The 25451-nt window shown below is 71.8% G+C and carries 22 protein-coding genes; 15 read left to right on the top strand and 7 right to left on the bottom strand.

Annotated features, from left to right (window positions below):
• Nucleotides 1-69: 69 nt before the first annotated feature.
• A complete protein-coding gene (locus ACWDY5_RS05990; RefSeq protein WP_449721164.1) occupies nt 70-600 on the top strand; it encodes a trypsin-like serine peptidase in 531 nt (176 codons plus the stop codon).
• Nucleotides 601-683: 83 nt separating this feature from the next.
• On the opposite strand, the gene ACWDY5_RS05985 is transcribed toward ACWDY5_RS05990, so the two are convergent.
• Nucleotides 684-1679, bottom strand: a complete 996-nt coding sequence (locus ACWDY5_RS05985) for an NAD-dependent epimerase/dehydratase family protein (RefSeq protein WP_449721163.1) — start codon at nt 1677-1679, stop codon at nt 684-686.
• Between the two features lie 154 nt (nt 1680-1833).
• Here ACWDY5_RS05985 and purS point away from each other — a divergent pair, with 154 nt between their 5' ends.
• From purS to purL, 3 genes are read left to right on the top strand one after another with little or no spacing between them, the layout of a single operon-like run.
• The gene (gene purS, locus ACWDY5_RS05980) at nt 1834-2073 is read left to right on the top strand and encodes a phosphoribosylformylglycinamidine synthase subunit PurS (RefSeq protein ID WP_185000803.1); all 240 of its coding nucleotides are present in this window, start codon (nt 1834-1836) and stop codon (nt 2071-2073) included.
• Complete coding sequence (gene purQ, locus ACWDY5_RS05975; RefSeq protein ID WP_449721162.1) at nt 2070-2747, top strand: phosphoribosylformylglycinamidine synthase subunit PurQ; 678 nt, start codon at nt 2070-2072, stop codon at nt 2745-2747. Before purS ends, purQ begins: the two co-directional genes overlap by 4 nt.
• The gene (gene purL, locus ACWDY5_RS05970) at nt 2744-5035 is read left to right on the top strand and encodes a phosphoribosylformylglycinamidine synthase subunit PurL (protein WP_449721161.1); all 2292 of its coding nucleotides are present in this window, start codon (nt 2744-2746) and stop codon (nt 5033-5035) included. Before purQ ends, purL begins: the two co-directional genes overlap by 4 nt.
• A gap of 53 nt (nt 5036-5088) precedes the next feature.
• Here the strand turns inward: purL and ACWDY5_RS05965 are convergent, their stop codons facing one another.
• Nucleotides 5089-5283: a hypothetical protein gene (locus ACWDY5_RS05965; RefSeq protein ID WP_252483795.1), complete on the bottom strand. Its 195-nt coding sequence runs from the start codon at nt 5281-5283 to the stop codon at nt 5089-5091.
• A gap of 78 nt (nt 5284-5361) precedes the next feature.
• Complete coding sequence (locus tag ACWDY5_RS05960) at nt 5362-6237, bottom strand: pentapeptide repeat-containing protein (RefSeq protein ID WP_449721160.1); 876 nt, start codon at nt 6235-6237, stop codon at nt 5362-5364.
• A 79-nt stretch (nt 6238-6316) separates the two neighbouring features.
• On the opposite strand from ACWDY5_RS05960, the gene ACWDY5_RS05955 reads away from it, so the two are divergent.
• The 7 genes from ACWDY5_RS05955 to ACWDY5_RS05925 all read left to right on the top strand — a co-directional run bounded on the left by ACWDY5_RS05955 (nt 6317) and on the right by ACWDY5_RS05925 (nt 13852).
• Entirely contained in the window at nt 6317-7123 is an 807-nt protein-coding gene (locus ACWDY5_RS05955) for an SAM-dependent methyltransferase (RefSeq protein ID WP_449721159.1), read from the top strand.
• Between the two features lie 3 nt (nt 7124-7126).
• Entirely contained in the window at nt 7127-7936 is an 810-nt protein-coding gene (locus ACWDY5_RS05950; protein ID WP_449721158.1) for an SAM-dependent methyltransferase, read from the top strand.
• Nucleotides 7937-8395: 459 nt separating this feature from the next.
• Complete coding sequence (locus ACWDY5_RS05945; protein WP_283662112.1) at nt 8396-10513, top strand: putative bifunctional diguanylate cyclase/phosphodiesterase; 2118 nt, start codon at nt 8396-8398, stop codon at nt 10511-10513.
• A gap of 128 nt (nt 10514-10641) precedes the next feature.
• Nucleotides 10642-11031 (top strand): hypothetical protein, encoded by a 390-nt coding sequence (locus tag ACWDY5_RS05940; protein ID WP_449721157.1) that lies wholly within the window; start codon nt 10642-10644, stop codon nt 11029-11031.
• Nucleotides 11028-11594, top strand: a complete 567-nt coding sequence (locus ACWDY5_RS05935) for a DUF3558 family protein (RefSeq protein ID WP_449721156.1) — start codon at nt 11028-11030, stop codon at nt 11592-11594. Before ACWDY5_RS05940 ends, ACWDY5_RS05935 begins: the two co-directional genes overlap by 4 nt.
• A gap of 12 nt (nt 11595-11606) precedes the next feature.
• Nucleotides 11607-13073, top strand: a complete 1467-nt coding sequence (locus ACWDY5_RS05930) for a PPE domain-containing protein (protein ID WP_449721155.1) — start codon at nt 11607-11609, stop codon at nt 13071-13073.
• Entirely contained in the window at nt 13070-13852 is a 783-nt protein-coding gene (locus tag ACWDY5_RS05925; RefSeq protein ID WP_449721154.1) for an ESX secretion-associated protein EspG, read from the top strand. Before ACWDY5_RS05930 ends, ACWDY5_RS05925 begins: the two co-directional genes overlap by 4 nt.
• On the opposite strand, the gene ACWDY5_RS05920 is transcribed toward ACWDY5_RS05925, so the two are convergent.
• Nucleotides 13853-14728 (bottom strand): LysR family transcriptional regulator, encoded by an 876-nt coding sequence (locus ACWDY5_RS05920; RefSeq protein ID WP_449721153.1) that lies wholly within the window; start codon nt 14726-14728, stop codon nt 13853-13855.
• Between the two features lie 209 nt (nt 14729-14937).
• On the opposite strand from ACWDY5_RS05920, the gene ACWDY5_RS05915 reads away from it, so the two are divergent.
• The 4 genes from ACWDY5_RS05915 (at nt 14938) to ACWDY5_RS05900 (ending at nt 19913) form a co-directional block, all read left to right on the top strand.
• Nucleotides 14938-17595 (top strand): AAA family ATPase, encoded by a 2658-nt coding sequence (locus ACWDY5_RS05915; protein WP_449721152.1) that lies wholly within the window; start codon nt 14938-14940, stop codon nt 17593-17595.
• A 74-nt stretch (nt 17596-17669) separates the two neighbouring features.
• Nucleotides 17670-18353 carry a S1 family peptidase gene (locus tag ACWDY5_RS05910; RefSeq protein ID WP_449721151.1) on the top strand — a complete coding sequence of 228 codons (684 nt, stop codon included), beginning with the start codon at nt 17670-17672 and terminating at the stop codon, nt 18351-18353.
• A gap of 4 nt (nt 18354-18357) precedes the next feature.
• Nucleotides 18358-19062 (top strand): S1 family peptidase, encoded by a 705-nt coding sequence (locus ACWDY5_RS05905; protein WP_449721150.1) that lies wholly within the window; start codon nt 18358-18360, stop codon nt 19060-19062.
• A gap of 116 nt (nt 19063-19178) precedes the next feature.
• A complete protein-coding gene (locus ACWDY5_RS05900) occupies nt 19179-19913 on the top strand; it encodes a hypothetical protein (RefSeq protein ID WP_449721149.1) in 735 nt (244 codons plus the stop codon).
• A 3-nt stretch (nt 19914-19916) separates the two neighbouring features.
• On the opposite strand, the gene ACWDY5_RS05895 is transcribed toward ACWDY5_RS05900, so the two are convergent.
• From ACWDY5_RS05895 to ACWDY5_RS05885, 3 genes are read right to left on the bottom strand one after another with little or no spacing between them, the layout of a single operon-like run.
• Nucleotides 19917-20960, bottom strand: a complete 1044-nt coding sequence (locus ACWDY5_RS05895) for a glucose 1-dehydrogenase (RefSeq protein WP_449721148.1) — start codon at nt 20958-20960, stop codon at nt 19917-19919.
• On the bottom strand, nt 20957-22837 hold the full coding sequence (locus ACWDY5_RS05890; protein WP_449721147.1) for a glycoside hydrolase family 15 protein: 1881 nt from the start codon (nt 22835-22837) through the stop codon (nt 20957-20959). The genes ACWDY5_RS05895 and ACWDY5_RS05890 overlap by 4 nt, the downstream gene beginning before the upstream one ends.
• Before the next feature lie 48 nt (nt 22838-22885).
• Nucleotides 22886-25432 carry a glycosyl hydrolase 2 galactose-binding domain-containing protein gene (locus ACWDY5_RS05885; protein WP_449721146.1) on the bottom strand — a complete coding sequence of 849 codons (2547 nt, stop codon included), beginning with the start codon at nt 25430-25432 and terminating at the stop codon, nt 22886-22888.
• Between the last annotated feature and the right edge of the window lie 19 nt (nt 25433-25451).

Here is a 25451-nt window from a genome sequence, read left to right as displayed (position 1 = left end):
GACAGACCCGTAGTGCATGGTGCTTCCCCCTTCCCCCGGTGACCAGCATAGTCGCTGGTCGCAGCGGGTGTGGTGTGGTTTTTTGACTTGCTCACCAACAACCACTGCTTCACCAGCACCGCGGGCATCGAGGTGTGGTTCAACTACCAGTGCCCGACCTGCAACGGCACCGGCAGCACGCCGACCAAGGTGCTGGCCAGCAAGGTGCTCAGCACCGACGCCGGCCTGGACTACACCCTGTTCGAGGTCAACAACTTCGCCGCCATCTCCAGCTTCGGCTACCTGGAGCTGGACGCCAGGGTGCCCGCGGTCGGTGAGCGGATGTACGTGATCGGCCACCCGGCGGGCAAGCTCAAGAAGCTCTCGCTCAAGGACGACCAGAGCCCGAGCGGCAACTGCCAGGTCCGCGCGGTGCGGGTGAACGGCAGCAGCTCGCAGAGCGACATCTCCTACATGTGCGACACCGAGGGCGGCTCCTCCGGCTCGCCGGTGCTCTCCGGCCAGACGCACAAGGTGATCGGCCTGCACCACTTCGGCGGCTGCCCGAACCAGGGCGTGCGCATCGACCTGGTGGCGCAGAAGATCGGCAACCTGCTCTGAGTTCCCGGCCCGCCCGGCCGACCCCACAACGGCCGGGCGGGCCTTTCCGCGCAGGGCCGCCCGCGCCACCGGGCCGCCCCGCGTCACAGGGCCGCCAGCACCTCCGCTTCCTCGGCCGGGGACAGCCCGGCCTTGCGCTCCCGGTCCAGCCCCAGTTCGCGCTCCCAGGCCAGCGTGTCCACCGCGGTCTCCGCGACGGGCCGGATGGTCAAGCCCGCGTCCAGCGCGGGCTGCGCCTGGTGCGAGGCCATCCCGTCGTAGTCCGGCGGCAGCCACAGCGGCAGCGACCGCGGCCCGCCCCACGGGTTGACCTTCAGCTCGGCCAGCTTCGCCTCGGGCACCAGCACCGGCTCCACCGCCCCGCCCACCGCCTGCTGGATCTCGCCGAGGAACTCCGGCAGCGGCGCGGGCGTGCTGATCGCGTCGAAGGTGCCGCCGAGGCGCTGCTCGGCGGCCAGCACGATCCAGGCCGCGAAGTCCCGCACGTCGATGTGCTGGAACAGCCGGTCAGGGGCGTCCGGCAGCACCACCCGGCCGCCGCGGGCGAACCGGGCCGGCCAGTAGCCGAAGCGGTCGGAGAGGTCACCCGGTCCGGTGATCAGCCCAGGGCGCGGGATGAACGCGGCCTCGCCGAAGACCTCGCGCACCGCGTTCTCCGAGGCCACCTTGATCTGCCCGTAGCGCTCGGCCACCTCGGCGGTGGGCCGCCCGGCCGCGTCCTCCGCCATCGGCTCGACCAGCGGCCCGTCCACGCCCTGGCCAGGGGTGGCGTTGTCGGCGTACACGCTGATGGTCGAGACGAAGGTCCAGTGCGCCGTGTTCTTCGCCAGCGTGGCGAGCGCGTCGCGGACCCACGGGAAGGAGATCCTCGCCACGTCCACCACCGCGTCGAAGCGCTCCCCGGCCAGTGCCGCGAGCCCGTCCGGCCGCTCCCGGTCCACCACCGCGATGGCCGCCCCGGCGGGCACTTGACCAGAGACCCCTCGGACCGCGCACACCACCTCATGCCCACGTCGCAACGCTTCTTCGGCGACGGTCTTCGAAACGAAGATCGTCCCGCCCAGTACCAGAATCCGCATGACCCTCACCTTCCTGGACCAGTCCCCCGGCCGCGAGCGATCTCTCGCAGAGCGAACGGGGTGAGAGCGGTAACGCATCGAGCGCGCGGAGTGAACAAGCAGGTCAGGTAGGCTCCTCTCGTCCCGCTTCCCGGCAAAATCCAGGAGCATTCGCGTGGCCCGAGTCGTCGTCGACGTCATGCCCAAGCAGGAGATCCTCGATCCGCAAGGACAGGCGGTGGCGAATGCGCTGCCCCGTCTCGGATTCGACGGCATCGCCTCCGTCCGCCAAGGCAAGCATTTCGAGCTGGAGGTCGACGACAACGTCGACGACGAAGCTCTCGCGAAGATCGCCGAGACCTTCCTCGCCAATCCGGTGATCGAGGACTGGACCGTCCGCCGGATCGAGTCATGAGCCCCAAGATCGGGGTCATCACCTTCCCCGGCTCCCTCGACGACGTCGACGCCCAGCGCGCCGTGCGGTTCGCCGAGGCAGAGGCCGTCCCGCTGTGGCACGCCGACGCGGACCTGCGCGGCGTGGACGCGGTGGTGGTGCCAGGGGGCTTCTCCTACGGCGACTACCTGCGCGCCGGCGCGATCGCCCGGTTCGCCCCGGTGATGGGCGAGGTGGTCAGCGCGGCGGCCAAGGGCATGCCGGTGCTGGGCATCTGCAACGGTTTCCAGATCCTCTGCGAGGCCGGGCTGCTGCCCGGCGCGCTGGTCCGCAACGCCGGACTGCACTTCGTCTGCCGGGACCAGTGGCTGCGGGTGGAGAACAACACCACCGCGTGGACCACCCGGTACGGCAAGGGCGCGGAGATCCTGGTGCCGCTGAAGTCCGGCGAGGGCCGCTACGTCGCAGATCAGTCCATTGTGGACGAACTGGAGGCGGAGGGCCGGGTGGTGTTCCGCTACGTCGGCGACAACCCCAACGGCGCGCTGGCCGACATCGCCGGCATCAGCAGCGCCAACGGCCGCGTCGTCGGCCTGATGCCGCACCCCGAGCACGCGATCGAGGCCCTCACCGGCCCGACCGACGACGGCCTCGGCCTGTTCCTGTCCGTTCTCGACTCGCTGGTGGCGGCGTGACAACGACTGAACAGCAAGTGGACACGGTTGAGCACGCGACCGCTACGCCCGATGTGGCGCAGCCCTACCGCGAGCTCGGCCTCAAGGACGACGAGTACGCGCGCATCCGGGAGATCCTCGGCCGCCGCCCCACCGACGCCGAACTGGCGATGTACTCGGTGATGTGGAGCGAGCACTGCTCGTACAAGTCCTCCAAGGTGCACCTGGCCTACTTCGGCAAGACCACCACGCCGGAGATGAAGCAGCACATGCTGGCCGGCATCGGCGAGAACGCCGGTGTGGTCGACATCGGCGACGGCTGGGCGGTGACCTTCAAGGCGGAGAGCCACAACCACCCGTCCTACGTGGAGCCCTACCAGGGCGCGGCCACCGGGGTCGGCGGCATCGTCCGGGACATCCTGGCCATGGGCGCCCGGCCGCTCGCGGTGATGGACCCGCTGCGCTTCGGCCCCGCCGACGCGCCGGACACCCGCAGGGTGCTGCCCGGGATCGTCGCGGGCGTCGGCGGCTACGGCAACAGCCTCGGCCTGCCCAACATCGGCGGCGAGGTCGTCTTCGACCCGACCTACGCGGGCAACCCGCTGGTCAACGCGCTGTGCGTGGGTGCGATGCGGGTCGAGGACCTGCACCTGGCGCACGCCTCCGGCGCGGGCAACAAGATCATGCTCTTCGGCGCGCGCACCGGCCTGGACGGCATCGGCGGGGTGTCCGTGCTCGCCTCGGACAGCTTCTCCGGCGACGAGTCGGGTTCCGGGCGCAAGAAGCTGCCGAGCGTGCAGGTGGGCGACCCGTTCACCGAGAAGGTGCTCATCGAGTGCTGCCTGGAGCTCTTCCGCGAGGGCATCGTGGTGGGCATCCAGGACCTCGGCGGCGCCGGCCTGTCCTGCGCCACCTCGGAGCTGGCCAGCGCCGGTGACGGCGGCATGCACGTGAACCTGGAGACGGTGCCGCTGCGCGCGACCGGCATGTCGCCCGCGGAGATCCTCTCCAGCGAGTCCCAGGAACGCATGTGCGCGGTGGTCGAGCCCAAGGACGTCGAGGCGTTCCTGCGGGTCTGCCGCAAGTGGGACGTGATCGCCACCGAGATCGGCGAGGTCACCGACGGCGACCGGCTGGTGATCACCTGGCACGGCCAGACCGTGGTGGACGTGCCGCCGCGCACCGTGGCGCACGAGGGCCCGGTGTACCAGCGGCCGATCCAGCGCCCGGCGTCCCAGGACGCGCTGATCGCGGACGTGCCGGACACGCTGCCGCGACCGGCCACCGCCGATGAGCTGCGCGCGACCTTACTCCGGCTGATCGCCTCGCCGAACCTGTGCAGCCGCAAGTGGGTCACCGAGCAGTACGACCGGTACGTGCGCGGCAACACGGTGCTGGCCCAGCCCGCTGACTCCGGGATGATCCGGATCGACGAGCAGACCGGCCGCGGCGTGGCCATCTCCACCGACTGCAACGGCCGCTACGTGCAGCTGGATCCCTACACCGGGACCCAGCTCGCGCTGGCCGAGGCCTACCGCAACGTGGCCGCCACCGGCGCCACCCCGTACGCGGTGACCAACTGCCTGAACTTCGGCTCGCCGGAGGACCCGGGCGTGATGTGGCAGTTCAGCGAGGCCGTGCGCGGCCTGGCCGACGGCTGCAAGCAGCTGGGCATCCCGGTCACCGGCGGCAACGTCTCCTTCTACAACCAGACCGGCTCGGTGGCGATCCTGCCCACCCCGGTGGTCGGCGTGCTCGGCGTGATCGACGACGTGGCCCGCCGCACCCCCACCGGCCTGGGCGCGGAGGACGGCGAGACGCTGCTGCTGCTCGGCGACACCAGGGACGAGTTCGGTGGCTCGGAGTGGGCCAACCACGTCCACGGCCACCTCGGCGGTAAGCCGCCCGCGGTGGACCTGGAGCGGGAGCGGGTGCTGGCCGAGGTGCTGGTCGCCGGTTCCCGGGACGGCATGCTCTCCGCCGCGCACGACCTCTCCGAGGGCGGCCTGATCCAGGCCGTGGTGGAGGCCGCGATCATCGGCGAGAGCGGCTGCCGGATCGTGCTGCCCGAGGGCGCCGACCCGTTCACCTACCTGTTCTCCGAGTCCGCGGGCCGGGCGCTGGTCGCGGTGCCGCGCAGCGAGGAGCTGCGCTTCACCGAGATGTGCAAGGCGCGCGAGCTGCCGGTCACCAGGGTTGGTGTGGTGGACGTGGAGTCCGGGGCGGTTGAGGTCCAGGGCCAGTTCACCGTCGGCCTCGACGAGCTGCGCACCGCCTGGGAGGGCACGCTGCACGCGCTGTTCGACTGAGTTTTCCGCTGTGCACGGGGGCGGTGTCCGATGGGCGCCGCCCCCGAGGCGTCTCAGCCGGTGGCCCGCCTGCGGCTGGTCGCGGTGAGCAGCAGGACCAGGCCGATCAGGCCGAGGGTGACGCCGGTGAGCAGTTGCAGGTGCTCGGGGACCATGTGCATCAACAGCCAGCCCTCGCCACCGACCTGCCTGGCGATGAGCCCGCCGAAGCCCTGGATCATGGCTACGATCCCGAACACTTCGAGCATGGCCGCGTTCCTTCTTTCACTATGTGGTCCACCCGACACGCACTGTTGTGACCCGACTGTAGTGAAAACGCGCCCTGGCTACGAACAGGGCTGCTCCGGGCTGTGGAAAGTCGCGCGGGCCGGGTCGGGACGCACGTCCCAGGTCACGCTGCCGAGGCCGCAGCGACGGTGGAAGGTGGCGCCGGTCCAGTTCAGCGGCCCCCGGAACCTGGCCCTGGTGAAGTAGACGTTGCCGTGGAACTCGGCCCCGTCCAGGTGGGTGACCCGGTGCAGGGTGGCGTCCTGGATCCGCAGGCCGCCGACCATCCGGCGACTGAGGTCCAGGCGGCTCAGCGTGGCGCCCATCAGGTCCAGGTTGTAGTGCGGCGCGTCCGTGTCCGGCTTGGGCAGCAGGTCTCTGATCAGCTGCTGGGCGCTGCGCCGCACCTCGCCCTCGGTGGTGTACCGGTCCTCGGTGTCGATCTTGAACGGGCGGCGCAGGTAGGCGCACAGCACGTCCAGCACGGTCTGGGTGTACTCCGGGCGGCTCCTGGCGATACCGGCCAGCGCGTGCAGCGCGCCCACCCGCACCTGGTCCGCCTCGTGCCCGAGCAGCTCCACCGCCTTGGCGAAGCGCTCGTCGCTGACTCGCTCCCGGTCGTGCTCGGCCCGGTTGGTCTCCAGCCGCTGCCGCTTCTCCTCCACCTGGCGGCGCCGGTCGTTGAGCCAGAGCGCGTACAGCGCGACCACCGAGCCCGCGCCCAGCCCGCCGGTCTTGATCGCCTCGACCAGCCCCGCCTTCGGGTCCGCCACCAGCAGAGCGCCGCCGACCAGCAGCAACGTGCTGATCGCGAGCAGCACCGTGCCGGTGAGCGCCATGCCCTGCCTGCGCCGGGCCATGCCAAGGCCGAGCACCCCCGCGGCCACCACGACCCCGCCGATCCCCGGTCCCAGCAGCCACCATCCGTTGTCCACGCCAAGATCGTGCCGCCATTCGAGTGGTCGTTCAACGGTGAACCGCTGTCCGTTTCGTCTGGTCGTATGCTCGCGGGCTGTGGAACGCCCGAACTGGGCGCCGGGCGAGCTGGACCTGACCGTGCCGAGCACGGCCCGGGTCTACGACTTCTACCTCGGCGGCTCACACAACTTCGCGGTGGACCGGGCCCAGGCGCGGCAGGCGATCGAGCAGTGGCCACTGCTGCCTGCCGCACTGCGCGCGAACCGGGCCTTCCTGCGCCGCGCCGTCCGATTCTGCGTCGACCAGGGCATCCGCCAGTTCCTGGACATCGGCTCCGGCATCCCCACCGTGGGCAACGTGCACGAGATCGCCCAGGCCGCGGACCCGGAGTGCCGGATCGTCTACGTGGACGTGGACCCGATCGCGGTGGCGCACAGCAGGGCCATGCTGGCCGGCAACGAGCGCACCGCGGTGATCCAGGCCGACCTGCGCAAACCCGGGGACGTGCTGGAGAGCCCGGAGCTGACCGGCCTGCTCGACCTGAGCCAGCCGACCGCGGTGCTGTTCGTCGCGGTGCTGCACTTCGTGCCCGATGCCGACGACCCGGCCGGGCTGGTCCGCCGCTACCTGGACGCGGTGCCCTCGGGCAGCTACCTGGTGCTCTCGCACGGCAGCAGCGAGGGCGCGCCGAAGCAGGCCGCCGAGCACGAGGACCTCTACCAGCGCACCGGCACCCAGATCTGGATGCGCTCGCACGAGCGGGTGCTCACCTACTTCGGCGACTGCGAGCTGCTGCCGCCGGGGCTGGTGCAGATGACCCAGTGGCGGCCGGAGCCGGCGGACGAGTTCTTCGGCCCGCCCGAGCAGCTCAGCGGCTTCACCGGCGTCGGCTACAAGGCCTGAGCCGTGCGCCAGGAACACGGCTGGGTGCCGCAGGGGATCGACCTCAGCAAGCCGAGCGCGGCCCGGGTCTACGACTACTACCTGGGCGGCTCGCACAACTTCGCGGTGGACCGGGAGCTGGCCAGGGTGGCCATCGAGGACTGGCCGGAGCTGCCGATGATCATGCAGGCGAACCGGGCGTTCCTGCGCCGCGCGGTGAAGTTCTGCGTACAAGCCGGGATACGCCAGTTCCTGGACATCGGGTCCGGAATACCGACGGTCGGCAATGTGCACGAGGTGGCCCAGGAACTGGAGCCGGAGTGCCGGGTGGTCTATGTCGATATTGACCCGGTTGCCGTAGCGCACAGCCGAATCATGCTCGCGGGTAACGATTTCTCCGAGATCGTGCAGGCCGACTTGCGGCAACCCGAACGGGTGCTGGACGCCACCGAGGTTCGCGGACTGCTGGATTTGTCCCAGCCGGTGGCGGTGCTGATGGTCGCGGTGCTGCACTTCGTGCCCGATGCTGACGACCCGGCCGGGCTGGTCCGCCGCTACCTGGACGCGGTCGCGCCGGGCAGCTTCCTGGTCCTCTCGCACGCCTGTCAGGAGGGCGCGGGTGAGCAGGCCGAGTTCCACCAGAAGCTCTACCGGCGGGCCGGCAGCGCGCTGACCATGCGCACGGTTGAGCAGGTCGCGGGCCTGTTCGGGGACTGCGCGCTGGTGGAGCCGGGCCTGGTGCGGCTGCCGCTGTGGCGGCCGGAGCCCATCGCGCTGCCGGAGGGGGACCCGGCAGTTTTCGCCGGGTTCGCCGCGGTCGGCCAGAAGGTCTAGACCATGTGGCCAGCGCAAACGACTCAGCTGGCAACCATTCCCGGTTTTTCGGTCTTTCTGCCGCCCTCGGACACCGCTACCCTTCGGAGCGGCGAACCGATACATGTCAGGGGAACTTGACCCGTTTTTTCCTGCGGCGATGGCGGAGAGTCGCCACCAGTCGCGTTATCGTAGAGTTATTACCCCATCAGCGAAGATCCCGCAGGTGACGAGTGAGAGGATCAGGACGATGTGCCGACCCGCTCCCACTTCGCTGATCTTCGCGAGTGTGCGCCACGTCATGGAATTGCCGCCCAGCTTCGGGATTGTTGATGCAGGGCTCGTCTCCGCGGCGTTGACCACGGCAAACTGGGCCCAGGAGGACAGCGGGCGACCCGGACGGTCTGGTTTGTGTGCCGCGGTCGGGCGATGGGTATGAGTGCGACGAACAGCGATTCTTTCCGCCCTGGAAGGCTGCTGGTGACCGACGGCGCCGACCGAACCCACCAGGCCTGCGCGCGATTCGCCCGCAGCTGGGTCCGAGCCATCGCCGGGACCAGCTATGTCTCTCTCGGCCTCGCCGAGACCGAACAGCTGCTGCTCGCGCACACCGAGCGGCTGGTCAAGGCGCTGTTCGCGGACCCGTTCCGGGCCACCCCGGCAAGGGAGATCGGTTTCCAGCTGGTCCAGGCGCATTTCACCGGAATCGAGACGCTGAGCCGCACGGTCGCACTGCTGGGTGATGAGTTCCTCGCCGAGCTGCGGGTGGAGCCGGAGGAGCGGCTGCAGGCCAGGATCGCCGCGCTGCAGGGTGCGCTGGCCGCCGGGTACGCCCAGGCGCTGCGCGAACGCACCCTGGACGAGCAGGAGGCGATCCGCCAGGCGGTGCTGGACGCCAGGGACGCCGCCGAGCACGCCCGCCGGGCCAGCGAGGCCCGCTTCCGCGCGGTGTTCACCGAGGCCGCGATCGGCATCGGCATCCTGGACACCAACGGCCGGATCCTGGACGCCAACGCCTCGCTGCAGCACATGCTCGACTACAGCCTGGAAGAGCTGTGCCAGCGCAAGGGGCACGACGTGCTCTACCCGCAGGACCGGCTGGACCTGCGCGAGATGTGCGCCTCGGTGGCCTCCGGCGCCCGCGACCACGTCCGGCTGGACTCCCGGCTGACCCGCAGGGACGGCCAGGAGATCTGGACGCACATCACCGTCTCGCTGATCAGGGACGAGCAGGGCGCGCCGCGGTACGTGGTGGCGATGATCGAGGACGTCACCGACCGCCACCTGCTGCAGACCCGCCTCCGGCACCAGGCCCTGCACGATCCGCTGACCGGCCTGTCCAACCGCGCGCTGTTCCTGGACGAGCTGGCCACCGCCTTCGCCCGCAAGGAGCCGCAGGCCAGGGTCGGGCTGTGCTACCTGGACCTGGACGGGTTCAAGGTGATCAACGACAGCCTCGGCCACGACATCGGCGACCAGCTGCTGGTCGCGGTGGCCAGGCGGCTGGACGACTGCGTGTCCGGGCCGGGCAGGCTGGTGGCCAGGATGGGCGGGGACGAGTTCGTCATCCTGCTGGACGGCACCGCGGGCACCGACGAGGTCATCGCGGTTGCCGAACAGGTGCTGGACGCGCTGGTCGAGCCGATCAAGGTGGCCGGGCACGAGCTGTCCATCTCGGCCAGCATCGGCATCGTGGAGCGGCCGACCAGCACCGCCTGCCCCGCCGACCTGATGCGGGACGCCGACATCACGCTGTACTGGGCCAAGGCCGACGGCAAGAGCCGCTGGGCGCTCTTCGACGAGGAGCGCAACGCCCGCGAGGTGGCCCGCTTCACCCTGTCCGCGACCATGCCCGCGGCGCTGGAGCGCGGCGAGTTCTACGTGGACTACCAGCCGCTGGTCCGGCTCACCGACACCGCCGTGGTCGGGGTGGAGGCGCTGGTCCGCTGGCAGCACCCGGAGTTCGGCAGGCTCGGCCCCGACCGGTTCATCGAACTGGCCGAGGAGACCGGCCTGATCGTCTCGCTGGGCCGCTGGGTGCTGGAACAGGCCTGCCGCCAGGCCCGCAGCTGGATCGACGAGTTCGGCGCCGCCGCCCCGTTCGTCAGCGTGAACCTGGCCGTCCGCCAGCTCCGCGACGCAGGCCTGGTCGGCGACGTGGCCCGCATCCTGGCCGAGACCGGCCTGCCGGCGGGCAAGCTCCAGCTGGAGCTCACCGAAAGCGCGATCATGGGCAACGCGGCCGAGCCCCTCGACGCCCTGTGCGCCCTGTCCGACATGGGCGTCCGCATCGCCATCGACGACTTCGGCACCGGCTACTCCAACCTGGCCTACCTCCGCCACCTGCCCGTGCACGAGCTCAAGATCGCGGGCTCGTTCGTCGAGGGCCTGCGCGCCGCCGCCGCGGGCGACGAGGTCGACCAGCAGATCGTGGCCACCCTGGTCTCCCTGGCCCACGCCCTCGGCCTCACCGTCACCGCCGAAGGCGTGGAAACCACCACCCAGGCCGAACGCCTGCGCGCCATCGGCTGCGACTCCGGCCAAGGCTGGCTCTTCGCCAAGCCCGGCCCACCGGCCAGCATCGACGGCCTGCTCTAGACACTCCCCGCCTGCGCGGAACCACCCGTGCGTGCCATGCGTCGTTGGTACGGTGACCGTGGACGCGCACTGCGTGACGGAGGGGGAACACAGTGACCGACCCGAACAGCGCCCCACCAGGACCCGCAATGGCGATGTCCGCCCTGACCAGCCTGAACAAGTCAGTCGAGGGCATGAACCAGCTCCGCGAGGACGTCCGCGCGGGCAAGGTGAAGTTGGACCCCGCAGCCGGCGAGCAACTCAAGAAGGTGCTCACGGAGCAGGAGGCTCGGGCCCTGAAGTGGCAGCGTGAGGCGACCAGGCTCGAGCAGGCATTGCCATTGGGCAATCACTGGGTGGGCCAGCAGATGGCGGAGAAGATGAGCAAGCGGGCCAGTGGTGCCCCGGGCTCCTTCGGTGAACAGATCGGCCTGTACATCCAGGAACTGCAGAAGGCGCAGGTCGTCCTCGACGAGGCCATCAAGGCCACCAAGGGCGCGGACTCCGGCAGTGCCTCCAACCTCAGGAATCAGAAGTGACTCAGAGCAAGATTGCTGTTGGTGGCGCAGTGCTGGCCGCCCTCGCTCTCGGCGGTTGTTCCGGCGGCTCGGTGGCAGGCACACCAACCCAGGCCACCAGCGCTGCGGCCACTTCGAGCGCTGCGGCGGGCGATGGCCCCGGTGCCTCTCTGGCACAGGTGGACACCTGCACCCTGATGACGAACACCGAGGCCGCGACGCTCGGCCTGCCTGCCGGACGCCCGGACAACCTGGGCAAGCAGCGGGAATGCGAGTACAGCGTGGCTGACACACCGACACCGGTGAGTGGCTCGGTCACGATCGACCCGATCAGCGGCATCGATCAGCTGAAGACTCCGCCGGGCACCGATGAGGCTGGGATCCGCAAGGTCGTCGCGGATGGCAGGCGAGTCAACTACTACCCGGCCAAGAGCGGCACGCTCTGCACGGTGAACATCGAGGTCAACAAGCGCGAGACGGTGTACGTGCAGGTGAGCCTGCGTTTCGCGGGTACGGAGCAGCCCCCGTGCACGCTCGCGGAGAAGGCTGTCGGTTTCGTGCTGCCGAGAATGCCGAAGAAGTAGCAGGGGGACGCCATGACCCAGCCGCAGAACCCGGAGTACCGCCGGGTCGAGTCGCAGGTGAACCCGGAGGAGCAGAACACCTTCGGCCGGATGGTGATGGGGACCGAGTACGACCGGGACGCCGTCGCCGCGCAGGAACGTGAGCTGCGCGAGGGCCTGCAGATGGGCACCGACCGGGCTCTCACCCAGACCGGGAACTGGGCTGGGATCGAGCACCAGGCGCTCTACGACCAGATCACCAACAACAACGACCCTGGTCAGGTCTACGCGGTCGCCGTGGCGTGGACTGAGCTCGGCAACGAGATGGCCAAGTCTTCCGAGGAGATGGACCGGAAGATCAAGGAAACCGCGCACGGGTGGACCGGGCTCGGCGGGGACGCCGCTCGGGAGGCCACGCTCAAGCTGGCCAAGTGGGGTGGCGATGCGGCCCAGACCAGTCAGTACATGGGGAACCGGACCAATGACCTCGGGTTGATCGCCGAGGACAGCAAGAACCGGATGCCGGAGCCGGTCAAGTTCGACGAGAACCAGATGATGCGGGACGCGTTCAAGTCCGGTGGGCTGGTCGGGCTGGTCAAGTCGGCTGTGCAGGACATTCCGGCCAAGCGCCAGGAAGCGGACAACGCGCATCAGAACGCGATCCGGGTGATGCAGAACAACGAGGCGAGTGCCCGGCACGTGGACGCGACCACGCCGGTGTTCTCGCCGCCGCCGCCGATCGGCGGGCTGCCCGGGGAGCCCTGGCCGCCGAAGCCGGGGCCGCCGCCGTACCCGCCGCCCTACCCGCCGCCGCACCCGCCGGATCCGCCGCGGGTGATCCAGCCGCCGGTGCCGCCGCCGGTTCAGCCGCCGAAGCCGCCGGTGGTCACGCCGATTCCGGTGCCGGTGCGGCCGTTGCCGCCGCCGTTGCCGCCGCCGCCGAAGTCCAAGCCGCCGGTGCCGCCCAAGCCGCCGTTGCCTCCGCTGCCGCCGGTGCCGCCGCCGGGCCGGGACAAGCTGCCGCCGCCCCGGAAGCTGCCGGAGCGGTTGCCGCCGCAGCCGCCGCAGCCGCCGAAGCCGGGGGATCCGACCAAGATCGCGAGCCGGACGCCGGTGCCGCCGCCGAACCTGCCCACCGGTGGCGGGACCGGTGGTGGGAAGCCGCCGGGTGGGATCGCGCCGGGGGGCATTCTCGGCGCGTTGACCGGGAGTTCCGGGGGCACGCCTGGCAGCGGGACGGGTGCCGGGCGGGGCAGTGTCGCCGCTGGTGGGATGGCCGGCGCGCAGGTGCCTGCGGCCGCGGGGGCCGGGTCGGCCGTCGCGGGGGCCGCCGCTGGAGGCCGGGGTGGGCCGGCCGGCGCTGCTGGTGGGCCGATGGGGGCTGGGGCCGGTGGGCGCAAGGAAGAGGACAAGGAGCACAAGCGGGCCGACTACCTGCAGGAGACCGAGGACGTGTGGGGTGACGGGAAGCGAGTGGCCCCACCGGTGATCGGCGAATGACCGGCGTGCTCACCACGCTCACCCCGGTCGAGCTGGACTTCGCCTGGCAGGAGCTGGGGCTGGAGCGGATGCCGTACCCGCTCCGGCTGCGCAGCCACGGCGTGACCATGGAGGAGCGCGGCATGCTCCGGCACCAGGTGCTGGAGGGGCTGCGGCAGCGGCGGCTGGCCAGGGAGCGCGGGCCGCGCTGGGAGCTGGATCCGTTGCTGGAGGACCAGCTCGGGCTGCTGGCCCGGCACACCGTGGCGGTGGAGCTGATCCAGTACACCGAGGAGCCGCTGCACGCCGTGGCGGTGGCCCGCGGGGAGAGCGCGGCGCTGGCCGCGCAGACCGAGGACGGGTGCCTGCACCTGCGGGAGGTGCGGGACACCGGGCTGGCCGAGGCGATCGTGAGCGTGCTGCCGCCGGGACAGGCCGGGCGGCAGGCTCCGGTGTCCGCTCCGCTGGCCGGGCTGCAGCGGGCCACCGGGCCGGAGAAGCTGGACCCGTTCGGGGACAGCGTGGACCAGCTGGTCGCCGCGGGCATGAACCGCAACGAGGCCTACACGCTGGACTACCTGAGCAGGCACCGGCACCAGGGCGGGCAGTTCTCGGTCAGCGTGGCCGAGCGCTACACCAACCACATGGAGCGGGACCCCTCCGTGATCTCCTGGTTCGACAGCGAGGACGGGCGGTACCTGCTGGTCAGCGAGCGGGGCAGGCTGTCCATCAGCGCGGCGGACAACCTGCGGATCGCGCACCGGGTGCAGGAGCTGATCTCGACCGTCCGCACCGGCTAGCTACTCGGTGGCCTCGCGGCAGGCGCGGACGAAGGCGTTCACCGCGCCGCGCTGCTCGCCCAGCCGCCACAGTGCGGCCAGCCTGCCCGGCCGGATGCCGGGCACCGGGCGGAACACCACGTCCGCCCTGGTGTTGGACTCGCTGGTGCTGCTGGCCACCAGGGCCACGCCGTGGCCGGCGGCGACCGCGGCGAAGACCTCCTCCAAGTTGTTCGCCACGCTGGAGACCGCGGCTGGCCGGTCCCGGCGGGCGTCGCTGGCCAGCCAGAAGTCCCGCTGCGGTCCGGCCGACTCGGGCAGGGCCACGAACGGTTCGGTGAGCAGGTCGGTGAAGGCCACCTCGGCCTCGGCGGCCAGTGGGTGGTCGGCGGGCAGGGCCACCCAGCGCGGTTCGGCCAGCAGCACCCGGTAGGCGTAGCGGTCCTGGTCGGCCACGGGTAACCAGACCAGCGCCAGGTCCACCTGGCTCTCGCGCAGTCCGGCCGAGGAGTCGTCCCAGTCGCTGCGGTGCACGCCGATCCGCCAGCCGGGCAGCAGGTCGGCGAAGCGCGCGGAGATCCGCTCGAACAGGCCGGGCGCCAGGTTGCTGTGCACGCCGACCTGCAACACCATCCGCTCACCTGCCGCGGCGCGGCCGACCTCGCCGAGCGCGGCGCCCCAGTCGGCGAGTAGTCGCTGGGCCCTGGGTAGCAGGGCGGCCCCGGCCGCGGTGAGCGCCACGGTCCGCCGGTCCCTGCGCAGCAAGGCCGACCGCAGACTGCGTTCCAGCAGCCGGATCTGCTTGCTCAGCGCTGGCTGGGACACGTGCAGCCGTTCGGCGGCGGCGCTGAAGCTCAGTTCCTCGGCCACCGCGACGAAGTATCGAAGGTCCCGCATATGCACGTCCATAACTCCGCGCCATTAGAGCGGCTCCGATCGGTTGTGACTAGCCCGTTCGGCGATCGTTACCAGGTTCTTCCCTCACTTGGCGGAGTCGCGAATACCCAATGGACGCAACGATTCTTGCGTGGGCAACCCGTCCGGTCGATCGCTCGATCGGCCAGCGACCGTCCATTGTGGACTGATGTGTGCCGAAGGAGCTGGTCGTGCCGGGGAGAGCGGAGATCCTGCACCGGGCGGTGGCCGCGCTGGCCGCCGGGCCGGTGCTGTTGCACGGCCCCTCGGGCTTTGGCCGGACCACCGTGCTGGCCGAGCTGGCCACCCGGATGGCCCAGTCCGGTCGGATCCTGCGCGCCGCGCCCGGCCCGGCGGATGCCGCGGTGCCGTTCACCACCCTGGCCGACCTGCTCGACGAGCTGCCGCCGCAGCCGTGGCGGCTGCTGGCCGAACCGCAGCGGGCCGCGCTGCGCCAGGCGGTGCGCCGGGACCACCCCGGCCACCCGGACCGGCTCGCGCTGCGGCTGGGATTCCTCGCCCTGCTGCGGGTTCTGGCCACGGACGGGCCGGTGCTGCTGCTGCTCGACGACGTGCAGTGGGTCGATCCGGACAGCGTCGACCTGCTCGCCTTCGCCGCCCGCAGGGCAGGGGAGGTGGCCAGGTTCGCCGCGGCCGAACTGGTGCAGCCGGGCACGGCTCCCGCGGCCACCTGGCTCAACCCGGCCGAGGTGCTGGCGCTGCCGCCGCTGACCGAGGCCGAGACGGCGGATCTGCTTCGGGGACAAGGAGATCCGGCCGCACTGTGCCGGGCAACCGGCGGGCACCCCCGGCTGCTGGCCGAGCTGGACCGCTCCGGCGGCGAGCTGACCGAGGTGGCGAAAACCCTGCTGCGCCAACGGATCGAGCGTCTCGACCGGACGGTGCTGGTGCGCATCGCGCTGGCCGGGCGGGCCACCGTGAGCCTGCTGCACGCCTGCGGGCCGCCCGAGCCGGAGTCGACAGTGGACAGCGCGCTGCGCGCCGGGGTGCTGGCCGAGGGCGAGGACGGGGTGCTCGCCTTCCGGCTGCCGCTGCTGGCCGATCTCGTTGTGGCGGAAGCGGATCCGACGCTGCGGCGGCAGGCGCACGATCAGCTCGCCGCGGTCAGCGCGGACCCGGTCGAGCAAGCCAGGCACCTGGCGGCCGCCCGGCCCGCGCCGGATGAGGACCTGGCCCGCACGCTGGCCGCGGCCGCCAACTCGGCCCGGCAGCGGGGACTGCCCACGGCCGCGGCCGAGCTGGGCGCGCTGGCCGCGGACCGCACGCCGGTCAAGCACCCGAAGGCCGCGGTGGCCCGCAGGCTGACCGCGGCCACCGACGCGGTGACCGCCGGCGCGCACGAACTGGCCCGCGCGCTGGCCACCGCGGTGCTGACCTGCCCGCACAGCAGCCGGAAACAGCGGGTCACCGCCTGCCTGGCGCTGGTGGACGCGGCCAGGCACACCCGCCCGGCCACCGAGCGGATCTTCCGCCGCGCGCTGGCCGAGTCCAGGGGCGAGCCCGCGCTGGAGGCCCCGGTGCGGCTGCGGCACGCGGTGCACGCGGCCATCGGCGGCGACTTCACCGCGGCCGCCGCCGGACTGGACCGGGCGGTGCGCCTGGCCACCGCCGCAGGGGACGCGCACACGGAGGTCTACGCGCGCTGCTCGCTGGCGCTCTGCCAGGTGGCGCTTGGTGATCCGGCCGCCGAGGACACCCTCGCCGCGGCGGCGGTTCCGGTGGCCGAGCCGGTCGCGCTGCACGGCGGGGTGGGCTGGACCGCGGCCAGGCTGCTGCTCTTCGCCGACCGGCTCACCGAGGCCGAGGCCGAGCTGCGGCACCTGTTCGAGCAAGCCGAGGAACGCGGTGAGCACGGCGAACTGGTCGCGATGACCTGGAGCGCCACCGAGGTGCTGCTGGCCGCCGGGCACTGCGCGCGGGCCCGGCAGCGAGCCGCGGAAGCCTTGCGCCAGGCCGAGTCCACCGGCACCGACCTCGGCCCGGCCCGCTACGCCGCCGCGCTGGCCGAGGCGGTCGGCGGCGATCCGGCGCGGGCGGTGCAGCTGGCCGTGGCCGGGCTGGGCACCGCGGAAGCCGACGGGGACAAGGCGTTCGCGCTGCGCAACCTGCACGCGCACGGCCTGGCCCTGCTGGCCGCCGGTGACCCGGCCGCGGCGCTGGCACCGTTGCGGCGGGCGGCTTTGCTGGAAACCGAGATGGCGGTGGCCGACCCCGCGGTGTTCGGGCTGCGGGCGGACCTGGCCGAGGCGCTGGCGGTGACCGGCGCGCAGGCCGAGGCCACCGAGGTGCTCGCGGCCGCGGCCGAGGCGGCGCAGCGGCTGGGCCGCCGGGGGGTGCTGGCCACGCTGGCGCGGGCCGACGGCATCCGGCTGCTGCTGGCCCAGCAGACCGAGCAGGCGGTGCGCGCGCTGGAGTCCGCCTGTGCGGAACAGGCCGCGCTGGGCCAGCCGGTGCAGCAGGGTCGCAGCCTGCTGTGGCTGGGCATCGCGGCTCGCCGCCGCCGTCGCCGGGCCGCCGCGCGGGAGACGTTGCGGCTGGCGCACCGCACCTTCCTGGCCGCGGCCGCGCACCCGTGGGCGGCCAGGGCGGTGGCGGTGCTGGGCGAGGACAGCGAGCAGGAGGCCTTCGGCGCGCTGACCGGACTGGAGCACCGGATCGCCCGTCTGGTCGCCGGTGGCGCCACCAACCGGGAGGTCGCGGCCCGGCTCAACGTCAGCGGCAAGACCGTGGAGGGCGCGCTGACCAGGATCTACCGCAAGCTCGAAGTCCGCTCCCGGACCGAACTCTCGCTCCGCCTTCCGGACCCCGCAGCCGAGCGGGGGCGGTGACCGGGATTTCCCCGTTTCGTGCCCAGGCAACACCTTCCTAGCGTCAGGGTTCCCTGCAACGCCAAGGAGTGCCCATGCGCCTGCTCCGCCTGCTCCCGATCACCCTTGCCCTGGCCGCCGCCGTGGTCACCGCCCCGACGGCCGCCGCCGCCCCGGCCGGCGCCGACCCGTTCATCATCGGCGGGAAGTTCGTCACCTCGGCGCCGTGGGCGGCCGCGGTGTACCGCAACGGCTCCTTCACCTGCTCCGGCACCATCATCGCGCCGACCTGGGTGCTCACCGCGAAGCACTGCGTGGGCAGCGGCCTGACCGTGCGGGTCGGCAACGTCTACCGCGCCCAGGGCACGCTGGCCACGGTGGCCAGCTACACCTCGCACACCCGCGCCGACCAGTCCCTGCTGCGGCTGGCCAGCCCGGTGCAGACCAGCGAGTACAGCAAGCTGGCCGACGCCAACCCGGCCACCGGCAGCACCAACCAGATCTACGGCTGGGGCATGACCAGCCAGAGCGCGCCGCCGGCCACCCAGCTCAAGGTCGCCGACGTCCGCCAGACCTCGATCTGCCGGGACTACTACGGCGGCCAGGCCCTGTGCACCAGCAGGATCACCGGCAACGCCTGGTCCGGCGACTCCGGCGGCCCGCAGATGTTCAACGGCCTCCAGGTCGGCGTGGCCTCCACCGCGGACGGCCGCAGCACCCAGCAGTACAGCAGCGTGCCCGCGGTCCGGGACTGGATCCGCCAGGTCTCCGGGGTGTGAGGTGATGCTGACCCACCTGCTCAGCGCAGCCCTGCTGACCCCGCTGCTGGTCGGCGGCGTCCCGGCGGACCAGGACTACCCGTTCATGGCCTCGCTGCAGACCAGCTACGGCGCGCACTTCTGCGGCGCCTCGCTGGTCAAACCGGACTGGCTGGTCACCGCGGCGCACTGCGTCAAGGACGAGCGGCCCAGCCAGGTCAAGGTGCGGATCGGCAGCCGGGACGCGGGCAGCGGCGGCACCCTCACCGGGGTGCGCAAGATCGTCGCGCACCCGAGGTGGGGGCCCACCGCGTACTACGACATCGCGGTGGTGCAGCTCGACCGGCCGGTCAGCCAGCGGCCGATCGGCATCGCCGAGGCGCCGGTGGGCAGCGCCACCCGGCTGCTCGGCTGGGGCCAGACCTGCGCCAGGCCGGGCTGCGGCGGCACGCCGAAGGTGTTGCAGCAGCTGGACACCAGCGTGGTCGAGGCAAGGCGCTGCCTCGGCATCGACGGTTCGGAGTTGTGCACTGGCAACCCGAACGGCAACTCCGGCGCCTGCTACGGCGACTCCGGCGGCCCACAACTGCGCTCGATCGGCGGGGTCTGGCAGCTCGTCGGCGCGGCGAGCCGGGCGGGCAGCACGAGCACCACCTGTGCCACCGCGCCCTCGGTGTACACCGCGGTGACCGCCTATCGGGACTGGATCGCCCAGCAGACCGGAGGCTGAAAGAGCCGGGTGGCGCCGGGACCAGGCACCCGGCGCCACCCGGATCCGGTAAAATCGGACATATGCGCGCGTCAAGGCTTGCGGTTGGCTTGGCCCTGCTGGTTCTCTCCACCACCTTGACCGGAACCGCCGGCGCGCGAGAAGCGCTGCCCGAGCTGACCGCGGACGTCTCCACCCAGACCGCCACCGCGGTCTTCCGCGGCACCGCCAGGCTGACCAGGGCTGACCTCCGCAACGGCAAGGCGCACGTGCAGGGCGAGCTGCACGCCAACTGCGACCCGGCCGACCCGGTGGTCACCAAGGTCCGCTTCTCCTCGGCGGATGCCGGCGCCTGGTCCGGCACGGACTACCTGGCCTGCGGCGAAGTGAGTCCGGTCGACGAGACGGTGACCTGGGTGGCGGACGCGCCGCTGCGGGTCAGCTTCTGCGTCAAGGACAACGCGGCGGCCGGCACCGAGCACTGCGCCACCACCCAGGTGTTCATCGCGGACCACTTCTGGCTGACCAACCAGGTCCCGGTGACCGTGGACCACGCCGACTCCAAGCAGCAGCCGAAGACCAGGGTCTACGGCCGGGTCAACGTCGCCATCTCCTACGCCTCCGGCACGCCGAAGCTGTTCGCGCACGGCTCCTTCTGGGGGCTGGCCTGCACGGTTCCCGGCGATCTGTGGATCCAGTTCGGCTCGGCCGCCCAGGGCCGGGTGAAGTCCCCGGAGGCAGGCTGTGCCGCCGGGGTGACCAGGTTCGTCCAGCGGGCCCCGTGGCAGCCGGGCGAGCCGGTGGAGGTGCAGGGCTGCCTCCGGGTGTCCGCCGAGAACTGCGGCGAGCCGAGGAGGCTGTCGCTCCAGTAGCGGTCAGTCCTGGAGGTCGATCACGACCTTCACGTCGTCCTTCTCCGGGGTCAGTGCGGCGGTCCAGTCCGCCAGCGGCACCCGCCGGGTGATCAGGCCGCCCAGCCAGCTCCGGTCGGTGTCGGCCAGCGCGGCCGCGGCCCGCCGGTAGTGCCGCAGGTTGCCGTTCACGCTGCCCACCACGACCCCGTTGCGCAGCACCATGCCGTTGTTGATCTCGCCACCGGGCAGCGGCAGCTCGTCCTCGTCACCGGAGAGGCCGGTGAGCACGGTGATGGAGTTGCGCGAGGTGCGGCGCAGCACCTCGAATACCAGCTCGGGCGCGCCGGTGCACTCGATCACGATGTCCGGCTCGAAGCTGATCTCGGCCAGGTCGCCGTGGAACCAGGCGCCCAGGCCGAACACCAGCTCCGGCTTGGGTCCGGTCCGGGTGCGGTCCACCACGTGCACGTCCAGCCCGCGCTGCACGCCGAGCAGCGCGGCCAGCAGCCCGATCGGCCCGGCCCCGGTGACCAGCACGGTGCGCGGCCGGAAGTAGCCGCGCTGCCCGATCCGCTCGATCTGGTCCCACACCTTGGCCACCACCGAGGTCGGCTCGGTGAGCACGCCCAGCTCGCCCAGGGCAGGGTCGAGCCGGACCGCGAACCCGGTCTCCACCGTCCACAGCTGCGCGCCGTAGCCGTCCAGGGCCTGGATGCCGCGCTCGGTGTACTTGCCGTTGCGGCAGAAGTCCCACTGCCCGTCCGCGCAGGCCCCGCACGGTTCCGGGTCGGGCCGCCGGACGATGCCGGCCACCAGGTCCCCCGGGGTGAAGCCACTTCCCTCCGGCGCGGTCAGCACCCGGCCCAGCGACTCGTGGAAGAGCACCATCTCCTCGCGGTCCGGCGGCAGTGCGCCGTAGCCCTGGTTGACCACTTCCCGGTCGGTGCCGCAGACCCCCACGGCCAGCCCGGCGACCAGCAGTTCTCCCGGCCCGGCAACGGGATCCGGCAGTTCGCGCAGGGCGATGAGCTCGGGCTTGCCCGGCACGCCGACCGCGGCCTTCATCCGCGCATCCCGGCACAGCCGTCGGTGCGGTCGCGGGCCTCGCGGGTCCGGCCGCCGTAGAGCACCGCGGCGCTGTTGACCAGCGCGAGGTGGCTGAACGCCTGCGGGAAGTTGCCGGTGAACCGGCCGTGCGCGGCGTCGTACTCCTCGGCCAGCAGGCCGACGTCGTTGGTCAGCGCGACCAGCCGGTCGAACATGGAGGCCGCCTCGTTGCGCCGCCCGGACAGCGCCAGCGCGTCCACGAACCAGAACGAGCAGGCCAGGAACGAGCCCTCGCGCCCGTGCAGACCGTCCACATCGGACTTCCCGGCGTCGGTGCTGTACCGGTCGACCAGGTCGCCGTTCTTCAGCTCCCGCTCGATCGCGCGCACCGTGCCGCGCACCCGCTCGTCGTCGCCGGGCAGGAAGCCCACCGCGGGGATCAGCAGGGTGGCCGCGTCCAGCTCGGTGCCGCCGTAGAACTGGGTGAAGGAGTTCAGCTCGGCGTTCCAGCCCTTGTCCAGCACCTCGGCGTGCACCTGGTCGCGCAGCTCCCGCCAGCGGGCCACCGGTCCCGGCAGGTCGTGCTGCTCCACCGCGCGCACCGCCCGGTCGAAGGCCACCCACACCATCACCCGGGAATGGGTGAAGTGCCGGTCCGGCCCGCGCACTTCCCACAGTCCGGAATCTGGTTGCTGCCACAGGGTTTCCAGGTGCCGCATCATGCCGCGCTGCAAGGCCCAGGACTCCGCGCTCTCACCCAGCCCGCGCTCGCGGGAGAGGTGCAGCGCGTCCATGACCTCGCCGTAGACGTCCAGCTGGAGCTGCCGGAACGCGGCGTTGCCGATGCGCACCGGCTTCGCGCCCTGGTAGCCGGGCAGCCAGTCGGCCTCCCACTCGATGAGGTGCCGCTCGCCGTCGATGCCGTACATGATCTGCACGTCCGCCGGGTCGCCCGCCACCGCGCGCAGCAGCCAGTTCCGCCAGGCCACCGCCTCGCCGGAGCAGCCGAAGTTGTCCAGCGCCAGCAAGGTGAAGGTGGCATCGCGCAGCCAGCAGTAGCGGTAGTCCCAGTTCCGCTCCCCGCCCAGGGTCTCCGGCAGCGAGGTGGTCGGCGCGGCCACCATGCCGCCGGTGGGCGCGAAGGTCAGCGCCTTGAGCGTGGCCAGCGAGCGGCGCACCGCCTCGGCGTGCGGGCCGTCGTAGCGGATGTTGGCCGCCCAGTCCCGCCAGAAGTCCTCGCTGTCCTGGGTCTCCTGCACCGGGTCCAGCGGTTCGGCCACGGACTCGTAGGAGGCGGACCACTGCATGATCCAGGCCAGCCGCTGCCCGGCGGCGATGGTGAACACCGCCTCGTGCGCGCGCTCGCCCGCCACCCGGTAGGGCAGCCGGTCGCCGCGCAGCACCACGGTGTGCGGCCCGGCCACCGCGATGATGCACTCCGTGCCGTGCGCCTCGGTCCGGCGCACCCAGGGCACCGAGTCCCCGTAGGCGAACCGGATCACCCAGCGCAGCCGGACCTCCACCTCGCCCGAGACGCCCTCCAGCACCCGGACCAGCGCGGGCTCGTCCTCCATGTTCTTCTCGTGCGGCGGCATCGAGTCGATCAGCCGCACCACGCCGTCGGCGGTGTGGAACTCGGTCTCCAGCACCAGCGAGGTGTCCCGGTACTGCCGGTGCACGTGTTCGACCGGCCCGGTGGGCGAGATCTGCCAGTGCCCGGACTGCTCGTCGCCGAGCAGCCTGGCGAAACAGGACGGTGAGTCGAACCGGGGCAGGCACAACCAGTCCACCGACCCGGTCTTGCTCACCAGCGCCGCGGTGCGCAGATCGGACAGCAGGGCGTAGTCCTCGATCGGACCGGGTCCACCGGTGACGGCTAGCTCGTGATCGGCCACTCAACCGAGGTTAGGCGTCCATCCGCGCGATTGCCCGCTCGGACACGTTCAGCGGCCCAGATTGAACCCAGCCAACCGAACGCCCGGCAGGCCGGCGGCCCCGTCGTACTCCGCGCGCAGCGTCATCGACTCGCCCGGCCACAGCGTCACGTAGTTGTCCGACCACCGGACCGGGGTGCGCACGCCGTCGAGCTGGGCTTTGACCGCCAGGGCAACGGTGCCGGAGTCGTTGCGCAGCCGCACCTCGACCCCGCCGGGCACCCGGCGCGCGGTGTGGCTGACCCGGCTCTCCGGCAGGTCCTGGAGCCCGGTCAGGTCGGCCGAACCGGTGACCGGGGTGTGCCACCAGGTGGACTTGGTGAAGTCCAACACGTCCGCGGCGCCGGAGAGCCAGTAGACGTTGCGGTCGAGCTCCGCGCCCTCGCGTTCCACCAGCAGTCGCACCAGGTAGGTGCCCTGGACGCCGACCTCCGGCAGGGTCAGCACCCTGGCCGAGGTGTTGGCCGCCGCGGTCGCCGCCACCGACCGGTCGGTCAGCACCCGGCCGTCCAGCCCGAACGCGGTGGCCCGCACGGTCAGGCCGGGGGCGTCGGCGAGTCCGGTGTTGGCCAGCACCACCGAGCGGTCGTCGTAGGAGTACTGCGCGTGCAGCGGCCGCAGCGCCTTCTTCGCGCCGAAGTAGGACCCGGCGGCGTCCAGGTTGTGGTCCCACAGGTGCCAGTACAGCGTGGGCCAGGCGTTGTTGATCATCCAGTAGATGACGCCGGTGGCCGGGTTGGCCGGATCGGCGAAGTCCCGGCCGTAGGCCTCGAACTGGGCCCGGTTGCCCTCGTAGTTGGCCAGCTGGGCCTTGCGCAGGAAGTCGGCCAGGTCCTTCGGCTGGCCGTACCGCTTGGCCAGCGCGTCCGCGAACAGGCTCAGCGTGGCGAACACTTCCTTCTTGGCCAGGTGGTAGTGCGGTTTTGCCGGCGTCCGCCAGAGGTCCTCGATCTCCTGCTCGGTGAGGAACTTCCGCAGGCTGGCCAGCTCCGGGATCATCGGCCCCGACCCGACCTCGGAGGCGAACCCGGCCGCGCCGCCGAGCTTGTCCTGGTACCAGTAGTTCGGCGGGATCCACCAGTACGGCCCGTCCATCTTCATCCCGGACTTGCCCAGCTGGGGCGTGCTCTTGGCCGCGGCGGAGGGCAGGATCGGCGCGGTGAAGCCGGCGGCGCGCAGCGCGTCCAGGTAGGTCTGCTCGACCCTGGCGGTGGCCGCGTTGTCACTGCCGATGAAGAAGCCCAGCACGCTGGGGTGGTTGACCAACCGGGCCGCCTCGGCCGCGGTGGAGGCCCCCGCGATCCGGTAGTCCTCCTCGGTCCAGGTCGAGTACTTCTCCCACTTGGTGCAGCACTCCCAGCCCGGCAGCAGCATGATGCCCAGCCGGTCGGCCAGCGCGAGCAGCTCGTGGTCCTCCTGCTTGCCCTCCAGCCGCAGCGTGTTGACCCCGAGGTCGCGCACGTGCCGCAGCTCCTCGGCCAGCCGCCTAGGCTGCGCGCGCAGGAACAGGTCCGAGGCCCAGCCCCCGCCGCGCACCAGGAACGGCTTGAAGTTGACGAAGAACTTGCGGTGGCCCTGCGGGGTCAGCTCGGAGCGCACGTCCCGGATGCCGAACTCGCTGCTCGCGGTGGAGTCCCCGGCCGAGACGGTCAGCCGGTACAGCGGCTGCTCGCCGAACTGCGCCGGCCACCACACCCTGGGCCGGTCAATCCGCAGCTCGGGGAAGGCCACCGTCCTGGTCTCACCCGGCGCCAGCTCGACCTGCTGCCGCAGTCGCTCAGCGCCCACTGACGCGGTCACCGTGGTGCGTTGTGGCTGGCCGGAGTGGTTGCGTACAGCGGTCTTCACGGTCAGCCGGGCCGAGTTCAGATCCGGTTCCAGCGCGGTGACCACCCGGGGATCGGCCACCGACACCGCGCCCGAGGTCACCAGACTGATATCCCGCCAGATACCCATGTTGTGGTCCGGGGCCGGTGGGCTCCAGTCCAGGAAGCTCACCGTGAAGTCGCGGAACGGGTCCGCGGGCATGGCCTTGACCGCCAGCGCGTTGCGGCCCGGCCGCAGCAGCGGGGTCAGGTCGAACTCGCCGCGCGGGTACGCGCCCGCGGTCTCGCCCAGCCGCACCCCGTTGAGCCACAGCTCCCCGCGCGAGATCACCCCGCCGTTGAGCCGCAGCACGGTGTGCCTGCCCGGCTGCGGGAAGGCCAGGAACTCCCGCCGGTACCACCAGGGCACCGTGAAGTCAGCCGGGTTGACCGCGTCCCGCAGGTTGGTGGAGTAGTTCAGGTCCGGGTAGCGCCGGTTCGCGATCAGCCCCGCCATCACGGTGGAGCGCGCGGGCACGGTCAGCCAGCCGCGGTCGCCGTGCCGGGGGCTGGAGATCGCCGACCCGTCCAGTCCGGCCTTGGCCGAGGTCTGCATCCGCCAGTCCGGCACGTGGGTTGTCCCTGGTCCGGACACGGTCAGCCCCGGATCCGGCAGTGGGTCGGCCACGGCCGGGGTCAGCGAGGCGCACAGGGCGAGGGCGATCCCGAGAACCAGTGGCGGCAGGCGCATGTCCGGCACTCTGCCGTTG

This window comes from Crossiella sp. NPDC003009 (assembly GCF_053591555.1).
Note: the sequence above shows the minus strand (reverse complement) of the source record. Positions and strands in the feature narration are given on the sequence as shown.